The 15,127-nt window shown below is 67.9% G+C and carries 8 protein-coding genes; 6 read left to right on the forward strand and 2 right to left on the reverse strand.

Annotation, left to right across the window (positions count from 1 at the left end; genetic code table 11):
* Positions 1–79 precede the first annotated feature (79 nt).
* From acnD to pbpC, 6 genes are all read left to right on the forward strand, one after another.
* Positions 80–2,698 (forward strand): Fe/S-dependent 2-methylisocitrate dehydratase AcnD, encoded by a 2,619-nt coding sequence (gene acnD, locus C1926_RS01275; RefSeq protein ID WP_108758012.1) that lies wholly within the window; start codon positions 80–82, stop codon positions 2,696–2,698.
* A 94-nt stretch (positions 2,699–2,792) separates the two neighbouring features.
* Complete coding sequence (locus C1926_RS01280; protein WP_108758013.1) at positions 2,793–3,497, forward strand: hypothetical protein; 705 nt, start codon at positions 2,793–2,795, stop codon at positions 3,495–3,497.
* Between the two features lie 31 nt (positions 3,498–3,528).
* Complete coding sequence (gene prpF / locus C1926_RS01285) at positions 3,529–4,707, forward strand: 2-methylaconitate cis-trans isomerase PrpF (protein ID WP_108758014.1); 1,179 nt, start codon at positions 3,529–3,531, stop codon at positions 4,705–4,707.
* A gap of 71 nt (positions 4,708–4,778) precedes the next feature.
* On the forward strand, positions 4,779–6,239 hold the full coding sequence (locus C1926_RS01290) for a bifunctional 2-methylcitrate dehydratase/aconitate hydratase (protein ID WP_108760602.1): 1,461 nt from the start codon (positions 4,779–4,781) through the stop codon (positions 6,237–6,239).
* Between the two features lie 157 nt (positions 6,240–6,396).
* Complete coding sequence (locus tag C1926_RS01295; RefSeq protein ID WP_108758015.1) at positions 6,397–11,319, forward strand: alpha-2-macroglobulin; 4,923 nt, start codon at positions 6,397–6,399, stop codon at positions 11,317–11,319.
* 64 nt (positions 11,320–11,383) lie between these two features.
* A complete protein-coding gene (gene pbpC, locus C1926_RS01300; RefSeq protein WP_108758016.1) occupies positions 11,384–13,765 on the forward strand; it encodes a penicillin-binding protein 1C in 2,382 nt (793 codons plus the stop codon).
* 117 nt (positions 13,766–13,882) lie between these two features.
* On the opposite strand, the gene C1926_RS01305 is transcribed toward pbpC, so the two are convergent.
* Complete coding sequence (locus C1926_RS01305) at positions 13,883–14,482, reverse strand: ferritin-like domain-containing protein (RefSeq protein WP_108758017.1); 600 nt, start codon at positions 14,480–14,482, stop codon at positions 13,883–13,885.
* 29 nt (positions 14,483–14,511) lie between these two features.
* Positions 14,512–14,994 carry a peroxiredoxin gene (locus C1926_RS01310; protein ID WP_079222793.1) on the reverse strand — a complete coding sequence of 161 codons (483 nt, stop codon included), beginning with the start codon at positions 14,992–14,994 and terminating at the stop codon, positions 14,512–14,514.
* Positions 14,995–15,127: the final 133 nt, after the last annotated feature.

Raw genomic sequence — 15,127 nt, forward strand, 5'->3', positions numbered from 1 at the left:
CCGGCCGGCACCGCGCCGGCCGGATGCCTTCGTTGCCGCTCACACGGCACCCGGCCCGCCTCAAGTACTCCGCCAGCCCATGAATACCGATTACCGCAAGAACCTCCCCGGCAGCACGCTGGATTATTTCGATGCGCGCGCCGCCGTCGATGCGATCCAGCCGGGCGCCTACGCCACCCTGCCGTACACCTCGCGCGTGCTGGCCGAGAACCTGGTGCGCCGCTGCGACCCGGCCTCGCTCAGCGATTCGCTGACGCAGCTGATCGAGCGCCGTCGCGACCTCGATTTCCCGTGGTTCCCGGCACGCGTGGTGTGCCATGACATCCTCGGCCAGACCGCGCTGGTGGATCTTGCCGGCCTGCGCGATGCGATCGCCGACAAGGGCGGCGACCCGGCCAAGGTCAACCCGGTGGTGCCGGTGCAGCTGATCGTCGATCACTCGCTGGCGGTGGAGTGCGGTGGTTTCGATCCGCAGGCGTTCGAGAAGAACCGCGCCATCGAGGATCGCCGCAACGAAGACCGTTTCCACTTCATCGACTGGACCAAGCTGGCGTTCGAGAACGTCGACGTGATCCCGCCGGGCAACGGCATCATGCACCAGATCAACCTGGAGAAGATGTCGCCGGTGGTCTACGTGCAGGACGGCGTGGCCTTCCCCGATACCTGCGTGGGCACCGACAGCCACACCCCGCACGTGGATGCGCTGGGCGTGATCGCCATTGGTGTTGGCGGCCTGGAAGCAGAGAACGTGATGCTGGGCCGCGCGTCGTGGATGCGCCTGCCCGATACCGTGGGTGTCGAACTGAGCGGCCGCCCGCAGCCGGGCATCACCGCTACCGACGTGGTGCTGGCGCTGACCGAGTTCCTGCGCAAGGAACGCGTGGTCGGCGCATGGCTTGAATTCTTCGGCGAGGGTGCGGCGGCGCTGACCATCGGTGACCGCGCCACCATCTCCAATATGTGCCCCGAATACGGCGCCACTGCCGCGATGTTCTACATCGACGGGCAGACCATCGATTACCTGCGCCTGACCGGCCGCGAGGAATCGCAGGTCGCGCTGGTGGAGAACTACGCGCGCACCACCGGCCTGTGGGCCGATGACCTGGCCACCGCGCAGTACGAGCGCGTGCTGCGCTTCGACCTGTCCAGCGTGGTGCGCAACATGGCCGGCCCGTCCAACCCGCACAAGCGCGTTGCCACCGCCGAGCTGGCCGAGCGCGGCATTGCCGACGAAGCCAAGCTGGAAGCGGGCAAGGCCGAGCAGGCGCAGGGCCTGATGCCCGATGGCGCGGTGATCATCGCCGCCATCACCAGCTGCACCAACACCTCCAACCCACGCAACGTGATCGCCGCCGCACTGCTGGCGCGCAACGCCAACGCGCGTGGCCTGCAGCGCAAGCCGTGGGTGAAGTCCTCGCTGGCGCCGGGCTCCAAGGCCGTGCAGCTGTACCTGGAAGAATCCGGCCTGCTGCCGGACCTGGAGCAGCTCGGCTTCGGCATCGTCGCCTTCGCCTGCACCACCTGCAACGGCATGAGCGGCGCGCTGGACCCGAAGATCCAGCAGGAAATCATCGACCGTGACCTGTACGCCACGGCCGTGCTGTCGGGCAACCGCAACTTCGATGGCCGCATCCATCCGTACGCGAAGCAGGCCTTCCTGGCCTCGCCGCCGCTGGTCATCGCCTATGCCATCGCCGGCACCGTCCGCTTCGATATCGAAAAGGACGTGCTGGGCGTGGATGCCGACGGCAACGCGGTGCGCCTGAAGGACATCTGGCCGAGCGACGCCGAGATCGACGCGGTGGTGAAGGCTTCGGTGAAGCCCGAGCAGTTCCGCAAGGTCTACAACCCGATGTTCAACGTGCGCGTGGAGCATGGCGCCGCGGTCAGCCCGCTGTACGACTGGCGCCCGCAGAGCACCTACATCCGCCGCCCGCCGTACTGGGAGGGTGCACTGGCCGGTGAGCGTACGCTGGCCGGCATGCGCGCGCTGGCGGTGCTGCCGGACAACATCACCACCGACCACCTGTCGCCGTCCAACGCGATCATGGCCTCCAGCGCCGCCGGCGAATACCTGGCGAAGATGGGCCTGCCGGAAGAAGACTTCAATTCCTACGCCACCCACCGCGGCGACCACCTGACCGCGCAGCGCGCCACGTTCGCCAATCCGAAGCTGTTCAACGAGATGGTGCGCAACGACGACGGCAGCGTGAAGCAGGGCTCGCTGGCGCGCGTGGAGCCGGAAGGCAAGGTGATGCGCATGTGGGAAGCGATCGAAACCTACATGGACCGCAAGCAGCCGCTGATCATCATCGCCGGCGCTGATTACGGCCAGGGCAGCTCGCGCGACTGGGCCGCCAAGGGCGTGCGCCTGGCCGGCGTGGAAGCGATCGTGGCCGAAGGCTTTGAACGCATCCACCGCACCAACCTGATCGGCATGGGCGTGCTGCCGCTGGAGTTCAAGCCGGGCACCACCCGCCTGACCCTGGGCATCGACGGCACCGAGACCTTCGACGTGGTCGGTGAGCGCACCCCGCGCGCCGAGCTGACCCTGGTCATCCACCGCCGCGACGGCCAGGACGTGATCGTGCCGGTTACCTGCCGCCTGGACAGCGACGAGGAAGTGGCGATCTACGAGGCGGGCGGCGTGCTGCAGCGCTTCGCCCAGGACTTCCTGGAAGGGGCCAAGGTGGCGTAAGGCAGCAGGCAGCTGCCTTGTGTCGAGTAGCCGCCATGCTGGCTCCGGCCCGCATGGCGGTAGTCACGGAGGAGAGGGGCGTAGCCCCATCTGCATGGGAACGGCGTTCTACAACATCGCAGGCACGGTCAACACCGCCTTCATCCTGCTGAGCCTGTTGGGTGTGGGCGCGCAGTTGCGGCTGGTGCGCCGCCGCCGGGAGCGAGCGGGCGCGGCTGACAGCGCCACTGCGGTGCTTTCGCTGAACCAGTTCACGGTCAGTTTCCTGGCCTACCTGTCCTTCTTCGTCTATGGCTACAGCATCACGCCGTTCAATCACTTCATTGTCTGGCCGCGCTTGCTCGCGTCGGTGCTGGTCATGGTCATCCTGGTGGAGATCTGGCGCGACCGACGGAGTCGCTCCGCCACGACCAGCGTGCTGACAGCCGCCCTGCTGTTGCTCTGCGCACTGGCCGGCCTGGCCTGGGGTGACCGGCATGTGGATGAGGGCAGGGTAGTGGCCAGCGCGATGATCGTGGTCATCACTGTCTTGCTGGCGCAGGGCTACGCGCACCAGATCCTGCTGATCCTGCGCAATGGCCACACCGGTGCCGTGTCGCTGCGGATGAGTCAACTGATCCTGCTGATGGACCTGTCCACGATCGTATTTGCCTTCGCCATGGGCCTCCGGATGGGATGGCCGTTGCTGCTGCTGGCCGTGGTGAGTGGAAGTACCAAACTGGCCATCCTGTATCTGTTCCGTTGGCAGCAAGGGACATCAGCCGCGGATCGCCGTCGGCAGCAGGTGCAACCAGCGTAATGCGTGTGTTCCTCACATAATCGAGAATTCCATGACCTTCCTTCCCCAACTCCGTATTCCCGCCACCTACATGCGCGGTGGCACCAGCAAAGGCGTGTTCTTCCGCCGGCAGGACCTGCCCGAAGCCGCGCAGGTGCCGGGCGCCGCGCGTGATGCACTGCTGATGCGCGTGATCGGCTCGCCCGATCCGTATGGCAAGCACACCGACGGCATGGGCGGCGCTACCTCCAGCACCAGCAAGTGCGTGATCATTTCCACCGCCTCGGTGCCCGACCACGACGTGGATTATCTGTACGGCCAGGTGTCGATCGATACCGCCTTCGTCGACTGGAGCGGCAACTGCGGCAACCTCAGCACCGCCGTCGGCCCGTTCGCGATTGCCAACGGCCTGGTGGATCCGGCCCGGGTGCCGCGCGATGGCCTCTGCACCGTGCGTATCTGGCAGGCCAACATCGGCAAGACCATCATCGCCCACGTGCCGATGCGCGACGGCGAAGTGCAGGAGACCGGTGATTTCGAGCTGGACGGCGTGACCTTCCCGGCCGCCGAGATCCAGCTGGAGTTCATCGATCCGTCCGACGATGGCGATGCCGGTGCGATGTTCCCCACCGGCAACCTGGTCGACACCCTGGACGTACCGGGCGTGGGCAGCTTCGAAGTGACCATGATCACCGCAGGCATCCCGACCATCTTCCTCAATGCGGCCGACCTGGGCTACACCGGCACCGAGCTGCAGCCGGCCATCAACGAGGACAAGGCGGCGCTGCAGAAGTTCGAGACCATCCGCGCCCACGGCGCGCTGCGCATGGGGCTGATCTCGAAGCTGGAGGATGCGGCCACCCGCCAGCACACGCCGAAGGTGGCGTTCGTTGCGCCGGCGCAGGACTACGTGTCGTCCAGTGGCAAGGCCATTCCGGCGTCGGCCATCGACCTGCACGCACGGGCGCTGTCGATGGGCAAGCTGCACCACGCGATGATGGGTACCGCTGCGGTGGCCATCGGTACCGCGGCGGCCATTCCGGGCACGCTGGTCAATCGCGCGGCCGGTGGCGGCGAACGCGAGGCAGTAACCTTCGGCCATCCGTCCGGCACGCTGCGCGTGGGTGCGCAGGCCGGGCGCGTTGACGGCCAGTGGACGGTGACCAAGGCCATCATGAGCCGCAGTGCCCGCGTGTTGATGGAAGGCCGCGTGCGGGTACCGGCCGAGTAATGCCCCGGTAAACGCCAACCAAGGTTGGCATGGTGCACGGGCAACCGTGCACCGCAACGAGGAGATCGACGCTGTCCAACAGCCACACCCCCTCCAACGAGCGTGCAGCGTGGGATGCGCTGCTGGTGGACATCGTCGATTACGTACGCGACGCCCGCATCGACTCGCCCGTCGCGTTCCAGACCGCGCACCACTGCCTGCTCGACACCCTGGGTTGTGGCCTGGAAGCGCTGTCCTTCCCGGCCTGCAGCAAGCTGCTGGGCCCCCTGGTGCCGGGCATCCATGTGGTCAACGGTGCGCGGGTGCCGGGCACGCACTACGAACTGGACCCGGTGCAGGCGGCCTTCAACATCGGCGCGATGGTGCGCTGGCTCGATTTCAACGACACCTGGCTGGCAGCCGAATGGGGCCATCCTTCGGACAACCTCGGCGGCATCCTCGCCGTCTGCGACTGGCTGGGGCGCAACGCACTGGCCCTGCGGCGGCCACCGCCGACCGTGCAGGTCGTGCTGCAGGCGATGATCAAGGCGCACGAGATCCAGGGCGTGCTGGCGCTGCAGAACTCCTTCAACCGGGTCGGGCTGGACCATGTGGTGCTGGTCAAGGTGGCCACCACGGCAGTGGTCGCGCACCTGCTCGGGCTGGACCGTGAGCGCATGCTCAATGCGCTGTCGCTGGCCTGGGTCGACGGCCAGGCGCTGCGCACCTACCGGCATGCGCCCAACACCGGCTCGCGCAAAAGCTGGGCCGCCGGCGATGCCACCAGCCGTGGCGTGCGCCTGGCGCTGATGGCGGCCAGTGGCGAGATGGGTTACCCCAGCGCGCTCAGCGCACCGGTCTGGGGTTTCGAGGCGGTATCCATGCACGGCCAGGCACTGACGCTGGGGCGACCGCTGGGCAGCTATGTGATGGAGAACGTGCTGTTCAAGATCAGCTACCCGGCCGAGTTCCACGGCCAGACGGCCGTGGAGGCGGCGATCACGCTGCACCAGCAGCTGCGTGCAGCGGGGCGGCGGGTCGAGGACATCGCGCACATCGACATCCGCACCCAGGAAGCCTGCATCCGCATCATCGACAAGCAGGGGCCGCTGCATAACCCGGCCGACCGCGATCACTGCGTGCAGTACATGGTGGCCATCGCGCTGCTGCACGGGCGGCTGGTGGCCGAGGATTACGAGGACGACATGGCGGCTGATCCGCGCATCGACGCGCTGCGGGCGAAGATGACCTGCCGGGAAGACCCGCAGCTCAGCGCGGACTATCTGGACCCCGGCAAGCGCAGCATCGCCAACGGACTGAGCGTGCGCTTCACCGATGGTAACGAACTGCCGGAGGTACTGGTGGAGTACCCGCTCGGCCACGCGCGGCGCCGGCAGGAGGGCATCCCGCTGCTGATGGACAAGTTCCGCCGGCACCTCGCGCACCGGTTCCCGACCGCCCAGCAGCAGCGCATCCTGGCGGCCTCGCTGGACCCGGTGGCGCTGGCCGCGATGCCGGTGACGGACTACGTGGACCTGTACCTGCCGGGGTGACGCCGCTCTGGTAGATGCCAACCTTGGTTGGCATGGCGAGCGCCAACCAAGGTTGGCGGCTACCGGGTTCCGGTCGGGACCGGGTTTCCGACCGCCGGGGCGTCAACACCTTGACGCGGCGCGCCTATAATGTCCGCCTCGATCAAGGAGTGACGACATGAGCGGTCCGGCACGGCGGAAGCGGTGGGGTTGGGCGGCGGCTGTACTGGCAGGAGGCCTGTTGCTGGGTCTGGCCGGCTGTCGCAATGACAACGGGCAGCTGCCCAAGGCCAGCGGCGAAGCCATCGCCACCAAGGCCGAGCAGGTGAAGGACTTCACCCTGCTGCGCGCCTATCCGGACCAGAAGAGTGAGGGCCTGTCGCTGGCGCTGGAGTTCTCGCGCCCGCTGGTCGGCACCCAGGACTTCGACAAACTGGTGCGCTTCGAAGAGAAGGTCGGCAACGACGACAGCAGCTGGACCCTGTCCGACGACGGCCTGACCCTGCGCTACCCCTTCGTTGAAGCCGGCAAGGAATACAGCCTGGTCGTCTCCGAAGACCTGCTGGCCGCCGACGGCAGCCGCCTGGGCAAGGAACTGAAGCAGAAGGTGTTCAGTGGTGAGCTGAAGCCGGTGGCCGGTTTCGCCTCGCAGGGCAGCGTGCTGCCGGCCAAGGACAGCCGTGGCCTGCCGGTGGTCTCGGTGAACGTGCCCGAGGTCGACGTCGAGTTCCTGCGCGTGCGCGAGAAGGACCTGCCGACCTTCTTCAGCCAGTACCAGCGCGGCGGCCGCCGCGGCAGCTGGGAACTGAGCAGCGACTACGAGCGCAGCCCGATCAACCAGCTGGCCGAGCCGGTCTACGTCAACCGCTTCATTCTCGGTGGCAAGCAGAACGAGCGGGTGCTGACCTACCTGCCGACCCAGGACATCAAGGAACTGCAGGAGCCGGGCCTGTACTTCGCCCTGCTCAAGCGCACCGGTGACTACGAAGGCGAGTTCGATACCGCGTTCTTCTCGGTCAGCGATATCGGCCTGCATACCCGCGCCTACAAGGACAAGCTGTTCGTCCACACCGCCGCACTGAAGGACGGTGCGGCGCTGAAGAACGTCGAGCTGCGCGTGCTCGACGCCAAGGGCGAGGTGGTGCTCAAGGGCAGCACCGACGGCAACGGCAATGCGCTGCTGAACTACACCCTGGATGCCACCCACGTGCTGGTCGCCAGCAGCGGCAAGGACACCAGCTTCCTGCCGTTCAACCAGCCGGCGCTGGACCTGAGCGAATTCGCCGTGGCCGGCCGTGACAACGCCTGGTTCGACGTCTACGCCTGGTCCGGGCGCGACCTGTACCGCCCGGGCGAAACCGTGCGCCTGTCGGCCCTGCTGCGTGACAACGACGGCAAGCCGGTCGGCGGGCCTGGTAAAAGCGTCCAGCCGCTATTCCTGCGCCTGAAGCAGCCCGACGGCAAGACCTTCCGCGAGACCCGCCTGCAGCCCGGTGACCAGGGCTACATCAACTTCGAGCAGACCATCCCCGCCGAGGCGCCGACCGGGCGCTGGCAGGTCGAGTTCCGTACCGATCCTGCCAGCAAGGAAGCGATCCAGGGCATGACCCTGCGCATCGAGGAGTTCCTGCCCGAGCGCATGAAGCTGGACCTGGACAGCGCGCAGAAGACGCTGAAGCCGGGCGAGGACCTGCGCCTGCAGGCCAACGGCGCCTATCTGTACGGCGCGCCGGCCGATGGCAACCGCTTCACCGCACGCATGGCGGTGGCCGCCGAGCAGAAGCCGGTGGAAGGCCTGCCGGGCTATTTCTTTGGTGACCCGACCCTGCAGTTGCCGCGCGAAGCCAAGGATGTGGTCGATACCACGCTGCCGGCCAATGGCCAGCTGCGCGAAGACGTGGCGCTGCCGGAAGAGGCGGCCAAGGCCAAGGCCCCGATCGCCGTGGTGCTGTCGGGCAGCCTGTATGAAACCGGTGGCCGCACCGTTACCCGCACCCTGAAGCGGGTGATGTGGCCGGCCAATGCACTGGTCGGCGTGCGCCCGCTGTTCAACCCGGACGACGGCGCCGATGCCAACGGCAACGCGCGCTTCGAACTGATGCGCGTGGATGCCGCCGGCAAGCCGCAGCCGGCCAAGGGCCTGAAGGTGACCCTGGTGCGCGAGCTGCGCGACTACCACTGGACCTTCAACGACAACCGCTGGGACTACGATTTCACCCGCCGCTTCGAGAACAAGGACACCCGCACCGTCGATGCCGGCAGCAGTGCGGTCGCCTTCGATTTCGCGGTGGAGTGGGGCGAGTACCGGGTGGACGTGTTCGATCCGTCCACCGGCCTGACCAGCCGCTACCCGTTCCGCGCCGGCTGGAGCTGGGGCGATGACAACCGCGGCCTGGATGCACGCCCGGACAAGGTCAAGCTGGGCCTGGACAAGACCGGCTACAAGGCCGGCGATACCCTGCAGGTGACGGTGACCCCGCCGCACGCCGGCAAGGGCGTGCTGATGGTCGAGACCGACCGCATGCTGTACGTGCAGGAGATCGACGCCAAGCCGGGTGCCACCTACAAGATCCCGGTCACCGCCGACTGGGAGCGTCACGACGTCTACATCACCGCGCTGGTGTTCCGCGGTGGCAGTGCGCCCAGCAAGATCACCCCGGCCCGCGCCGTGGGCGTGGTGCACGTGCCCATGGACCGCAAGGCACGCACCGTGGCCGTGGGCCTGGTCGCACCGAAGCAGATGCGCCCGGAACAGGACCTGCCGGTGACGGTGAGCGCACCGCAGCTGGCCGGCAAGACCGCGCACGTCACCGTTTCGGCGGTGGACGTGGGCATCCTCAACATCACCCGCTTCCCGGTGCCCGATGCCGGCGCACACTTCTTCGCCCAGCGTCGCCTCGGCATCGATGCCTACGACATCTACAGCCGGGTGATCGAGAGCTTCGACGGCAGCAGCGGCAAGCTGAAGTTCGGCGGCGACATGGCCCTGCAGGCGCTGCCGCAGGCCAAGCGCCCGACCGCACGCGTGCAGACCGTGGACCTGTTCTCCGGCCCGGTGCAGCTTGATGCCAAGGGCAATGCGCGCATCCGCCTGAAGGTGCCGGACTTCAATGGCACGCTGCGCGTGTCGGCGCTGGTCTACAGCGATGACCAGTACGGCAAGCGCGATGTGGAAACCATCGTGCGCGCGCCGATCCTGGCCGAGGCCAGCATGCCGCGCGTGCTCGCCCCGGGCGACCGCAGCACCGTCACCCTGGACGTGCAGAACTTCACCGGCAAGCCCGGCCAGTTCAACGTGCAGGTGGACACCGAAGGCCCGCTGAGCCTGGGCGAGGGCAGCCGCAACGTGCAGCTCAACGCAGATGCCAAGACCACGCTGAGCTTCCCGTTGTCGGCCCGCGAGGGCAACAGCGTGGCCAAGGTACGGGTGCGCGTGGATGGCAACGGCTTCAAGGCCGACCGCCGATACGAGCTGCCGGTGCGTGCGGCGTGGCCGCAGGTGATCCGCTCGCAGGTGCGCACGCTCGATCCGCTGGCTGCGGTCAGCCTGGACGGCGGCCTGGCCGATGGCCTGATGGCCGAGTCGGTCAATGCCCGCCTGCTGGTCAGCCCGCTGCCGCCGATCCCGTTCGCCAGCGCCCTGCAGGGCGCGCTGAACTATCCCTACGGCTGTGCCGAGCAGACCACCAGCAAGGGCTACGCCGCGCTGATCCTGGACCAGGCCACTTCGTCGATGCTCGGCACCGACGGACTGGACGCCAAGACCCGGCGCGAGCGCATGGAAGGCGCGTTCGGTCGCCTGGCGTCGATGCAGGTGGCCAACGGCAACTTCTCCATGTGGGGCGACGATGGCTACGTGAACCCCTGGCTGACCCCGTACATCACCGAGTTCCTGCTCGATGCCAAGGACGGCGGTTTCGCCGTGCCGGACAACGTGCTGCAGAAGGCGCTCAACCGCCTCAGCGAGGACCTGCTGTCCGGTGGCAACCAGTTCTACGGGCAGGATGACCGCGAAAAGCTGAAGTTCGCCAACCAGGCGTATTCCGGCTACGTGCTGGCCCGCGTCAACCGTGCCCCGCTGGGTACGCTGCGCACGCTGTACGACAACGAGCGCAGCAAGGCGGTCGGCGGCCTGTCGCTGGTCCACCTGGGCGTGGCGCTGTCCCTGCAGGGCGACGCCAAGCGCGGCCAGGCGGCGATTGCCGCCGGGTTTGCCAAGTCCAGCACCGAACGCCCGTCGTACTTCGGCGATTACGGCAGTGCCATCCGTGACGACGCGCTGATGATCGCGCTGACCCACGAAAACAAGCTGGCCAAGCCAGCCTGGGATGCGCGTGCGGTCGATCTGGGCCGTGGCCTCGATGCCCGCCGCAATGCCGGCTGGATGTGGCTGAGCACCCAGGAGCAGGTGGCCATCGCCCGCCTCGGCAAGGCCTTGGCCGCCAACCAGAAGGCACTGGTGGCCGGTGAACTGGTGATCGGTGGCAACAGCGAGGCCATCGGCGAGCGCAAGCTGTTCGGTCGCAACTTCACCGGCAGCGAGCTGGCCAGTGGCGTGCGCTTCACCCCGCAGGGCGAGCCGCCGATGTTTGCCAGCATCGACGTCGCCGGCATCCCGCGCACCGCGCCGGCACCGGACAACAGCGTGCTGGGTGTCGAGCGCAGCTACTTCGGTACCGATGGCAAGCCGTGGACGCCGCGACCGCTGAAGGAAGGCGAAGCCCTGATCGTGCGCATCACCATCAGTGCCGATACGCAGATGCCCGATGCACTGCTGACGGACCTGTTGCCGGCCGGCCTGGAGATCGAGAACTTCAACCTGGGCGATGCCAAGCAGTGGGCCGACGTGGTGGTCGATGGCATCACCATCAGCGACCGCAGTTCGGCCGCCGATACCAAGCACGAGGAGTTCCGCGACGACCGCTACGTGGCCGCGCTGAAACTCTCGCGCGGTGGCAAGGCGAACGTCTTCTACCTGGTGCGTGCGGTGACCCCGGGTACCTACTCGGTGCCGCCGCCGCTGGTGGAGGACATGTACCGGCCGCAGCTGCGCGGCGTGGGCCGCAGCAACCCGACCACGATCACGGTGGTCCAGCCGTGACCGCGCGGACGGGCCGCGACGGCGCGGCCCGTCCCACCGGCACGCGCCCATCCGGCACGCTGCAATGAAGATCGAGTGGACGACCCGGCGGGCGGCCCTGCGCCGCCGGCTGCAACCGCTGTGGCCCTGGCTGCGCTGGGGCACGACAGGGCTGCTGGTACTGCTGCTGGTCCTGGATTTCGTTTTCCCGCCGCCGCTGCCCAGGCAGCGCGATACCAGCACCCTGGTCGTGGCCGCCGACGGCAGCCCGCTGCGCGCCTTTGCCGATGGCGATGGCGTGTGGCGCTACCCGGCCTCGGCCGACAGCGTTTCGCCGTTGTACCTGCAGGCACTGCTGACCTACGAAGACCGCTGGTTCTGGAAACACCCGGGCATCAACCCGCTGGCGATCCTGCGTGCCAGCGGCCAGCTGCTGCGTGGCGGCCGCATCGTGTCGGGCGGTTCAACGCTCACCATGCAGGTCGCGCGCATCCTCGATCCGCACTCGCGCACGCCGTGGGGCAAGCTCAAGCAGATGCTGCGCGCGGTGCAGCTGGAAGCACACCTGAGCAAGGCGCAGATCCTCGCGCTGTACCTGGAACGCGCGCCCTACGGCGGCACCATCGAGGGCGTAGAAGCGGCCAGCTGGGCGTACCTGGGCAAGCCGGCCACGCAACTGTCGCACGCCGAGGCTGCGCTGCTGGCGGTACTGCCGCAGGCGCCCAGCCGGCTGCGCCCGGACCGCCACCCGGAAGCGGCGCAGAAAGCGCGCGACAAGGTGCTGGCGCGCATGGCCGAACTGGGCGTGTGGACGCCGGAAGAAGTGGACGATGCACGCATCGAGAATGTGGTCGCGCGATCGCTGCGGCCGCCGATGCATGCGGCGCTGCTGGCGCAGCGGCTGCATTCGGCACACCCGGGCCAGGCGCGCATCCAGAGCAGCATCGACCTGGACCTGCAGCGCACGCTGGAAGAGCGCGTGGCCAGCTATTTCTCCACGCTGCCCGAGCGCACCTCGGCTGCGCTGCTGGTAGTCGACAACCAGACCCTGCAGGCCCGTGCGTATGTCGGCACGCTGGCCTTCGGTGACCGCCAGCGCCTGGGCCACGTCGACATGGTGCAGGCCTGGCGCTCGCCCGGCTCCACGCTCAAGCCCTTCCTGTACGCCATGGCGCTGGACGATGGCCTGATCCATTCGGAAAGCCTGCTGGTGGATGCGCCGCAGAGCTTCGGCAGCTATCGGCCGGGCAACTTCGACGAGGCATTCAACGGTCCCGTCAGTGCATCCAGCGCGCTGCGCCTGTCGCTCAACGTGCCAGCGGTGGACCTGCTGCAGCGGGTGGGGTCGGCGCGCTTCGCCGCGCGCCTCTCGCACGCGGGCATCCAGCTGCGCTTCCCGCCGGGCAGCTCGCCCAACCTGTCGCTCATCCTCGGCGGCACCGGTGCGCGGCTTGAGGATCTGGTCGGCGCCTTCGCCGCGCTCAACCGCAACGGCATCGCCGGGCGTGTGCGCTACAGCGACGACGATCCGATGATCGAGCGGCGCCTGTCCTCGCCCGGGGCCAGCTGGATCGTGCGCGAGATGCTCGAGTCCAACCCGCGCCCGGGCTATGGGGTGGGCACATTCGATATCGGTGGACGCCCGCGCGTGGCCTGGAAGACCGGTACCAGCTACGGCTACCGCGATGCCTGGGCGATCGGCAGCACCCGCCACTACACTGTGGGCGTGTGGGTGGGCCGGCCCGATGGCACGCCGCTGCCGGGCCAGTACGGCGCGGTGACAGCGTTGCCGCTGATGTTCGAGGTGGTCGACAGCCTGCCGCGCCAGCCCGGCGATGCCGCTGCTGCGCCGATGCCGGCCAGCGTCAGCCGCGCCGACGTGTGCTGGCCTACCGGCGAACTGGCCGGGTCATTGCCGGCCACGCTGTGCCAGCGGCGCATGACGGCCTGGCTGCTGGACGGTGGCGTGCCGCCGACCTTCCCCGAACGTGAGGCGCGGCGCTGGCAGCCGGGCCGGCAGCGCTACATCGCCGATGCGCGCACGGGCCAGCGGCTGTCCGCCGACTGCAGTGCGCCGCACCAGGAAGTGGAACGCGAGATCGCGCGCTGGCCGGCGCTGTTGTCGCCGTGGTTGCCCAAGGCCACGCGCGATGCATCGCAGTTGCCACCACTGGCCGCCGACTGCCGCGACGATGGCCGCGAAGCGAGCGTGGCCCTGCACGTGGATGGCCTCAATGATGGCGCCGCGCTGGCGCGCGCACCCAACGCCCAGCACGGCGTGCGCCTGCAGCTGCGCGCGCTGGGCAGTGAACAGGCGGTGGACTGGCTGCTGGATGGCCGCTGGATCGCCCGCACCCAGGGGGCGCAGCTGATGCAGCGCGAGTTCGCCGACCCGGGCGCGCATACGCTGACCGCGCTGGCGACCGATGGCGCGTGGACGCAGGTGAGGTTTACCGTCCTGCGGTAGCGCCGGGCGGACCCGCCCTCGACCTGGTAGATGCCAACCTTGGTTGGCACCCATGAAACCGCCCACCAAGGTGGGCATCTACCAGAGCAGTGCCAACCCAGGTTGGCATCTACCCGATCATTCCCCGATCCACCCGTCCAGCAGGTCGGCAAACTCGTCGGCGTGTTCCTCCTCCTGCGCCAGGATTTCCTCCAGGATGCGCTTGGTGGTGGTATCGCGGTCGCCGATGAAGTTGATCATCTCGCGGTAGCTGTCGATGGCGATGCGCTCGGCCACCAGGTTCTCGCGCACCATGTCGCGCAGGTCGCTGCCTTCCTTGTACTCGGCATGCGAGCGCGCGGTCAGGGTGTCAGGATTGAAATCCGGCTCGCCGCCGAGCTGCACGATGCGCTCGGCCAGCTTGCCGGCATGGGCCTGTTCCTGCTGCGCGTGTTCGAGGAACTCGGCCTTGACCGCATCGGCCAGCATGCCCTTGGCCATGAAGTAGTGCCGGTAATAGCGCAGCACGCACACGTATTCGGTGGCAAGGGCATCGTTGAGCAGCTTGATCACCACCTTGCGGTCGGCACTGTAGCTGTCGGTGATCGCACCGTCCTCGATGTTGCGCCGCGCGCGTTCGCGCAGGGTCGTGCGGTCACTGATGCCGGGCACCTGGGTGCTGGGCTTGGCGACGGGCTTGGCGGCGGGCTTGGTGGCTTTGGCTGGCTTGTTGGACATGGCTGGCCGGTTCCTCATACGGTGGGGTGTCAGGTGGGAAGGTGCTCCAGCACGTAGTCGGCCGAGGACACCTCGAACTGGCCGGGTTCCTCGATCCAAGCGGCGCGGACCACGCCGTCATCGACGTACAGGGCGTAACGGCGCGAACGGATGCCCATGCCCGAGGCGCTGGCATCCAGCTCCAGGCCCAGCGCACGGGTCAGTTCGGCGTTGCCGTCGGAGAGCATCAACAGGCCCTCGGGCACGTGCTGGTCGGCGGCCCACGCCTTCATCACGAACGGGTCGTTGACCGCCAGGCAGTACACATCGATGCCACGCTGGCGGAACGCCGCGAACCTCTCGACGAAGCCAGGCAGGTGACGGGCCGAGCAGGTGGGAGTGAAGGCCCCGGGCACGGCGAACAGGACGACCTTGCGTCCTTCGAACAGCGCCTGGGTGTCCAGCGTTTCGATGCCCTCGCGGATACGCTTGAGTGTCACTTCCGGGATGCGGTCGCCAACGTGGATCGTCATGGGAACTCCTTGCTGGTGGGCAGGCTAGTCGGGCGGGTGGGAGGAACGCGTCAAGACATTGGAAAACCGGTGTGCACGCCCCATCCTGGGGCCAGGGCGGCGGCAGGTGCATTGCGCCGGATCAAACGGCCTC

This window comes from Stenotrophomonas sp. ZAC14A_NAIMI4_1 (genome assembly GCF_003086915.1).
Taxonomy (GTDB): Bacteria; Pseudomonadota; Gammaproteobacteria; order Xanthomonadales; family Xanthomonadaceae; genus Stenotrophomonas.

Bases quoted from the DNA above. Each gene is read 5' to 3' on its own strand.
- acnD (WP_108758012.1), top strand. From the start codon at position 80: ATGAATACCGATTACCGCAAGAACCTCCCCGGCAGCACGCTGGATTAT.
- C1926_RS01280 (WP_108758013.1), top strand. From the start codon at position 2,793: ATGGGAACGGCGTTCTACAACATCGCAGGCACGGTCAACACCGCCTTC.
- prpF (WP_108758014.1), top strand. From the start codon at position 3,529: ATGACCTTCCTTCCCCAACTCCGTATTCCCGCCACCTACATGCGCGGT.
- C1926_RS01295 (WP_108758015.1), top strand. From the start codon at position 6,397: ATGAGCGGTCCGGCACGGCGGAAGCGGTGGGGTTGGGCGGCGGCTGTA.
- pbpC (WP_108758016.1), top strand. From the start codon at position 11,384: ATGAAGATCGAGTGGACGACCCGGCGGGCGGCCCTGCGCCGCCGGCTG.
- C1926_RS01305 (WP_108758017.1), bottom strand. From the start codon at position 14,482: ATGTCCAACAAGCCAGCCAAAGCCACCAAGCCCGCCGCCAAGCCCGTC.
- C1926_RS01310 (WP_079222793.1), bottom strand. From the start codon at position 14,994: ATGACGATCCACGTTGGCGACCGCATCCCGGAAGTGACACTCAAGCGT.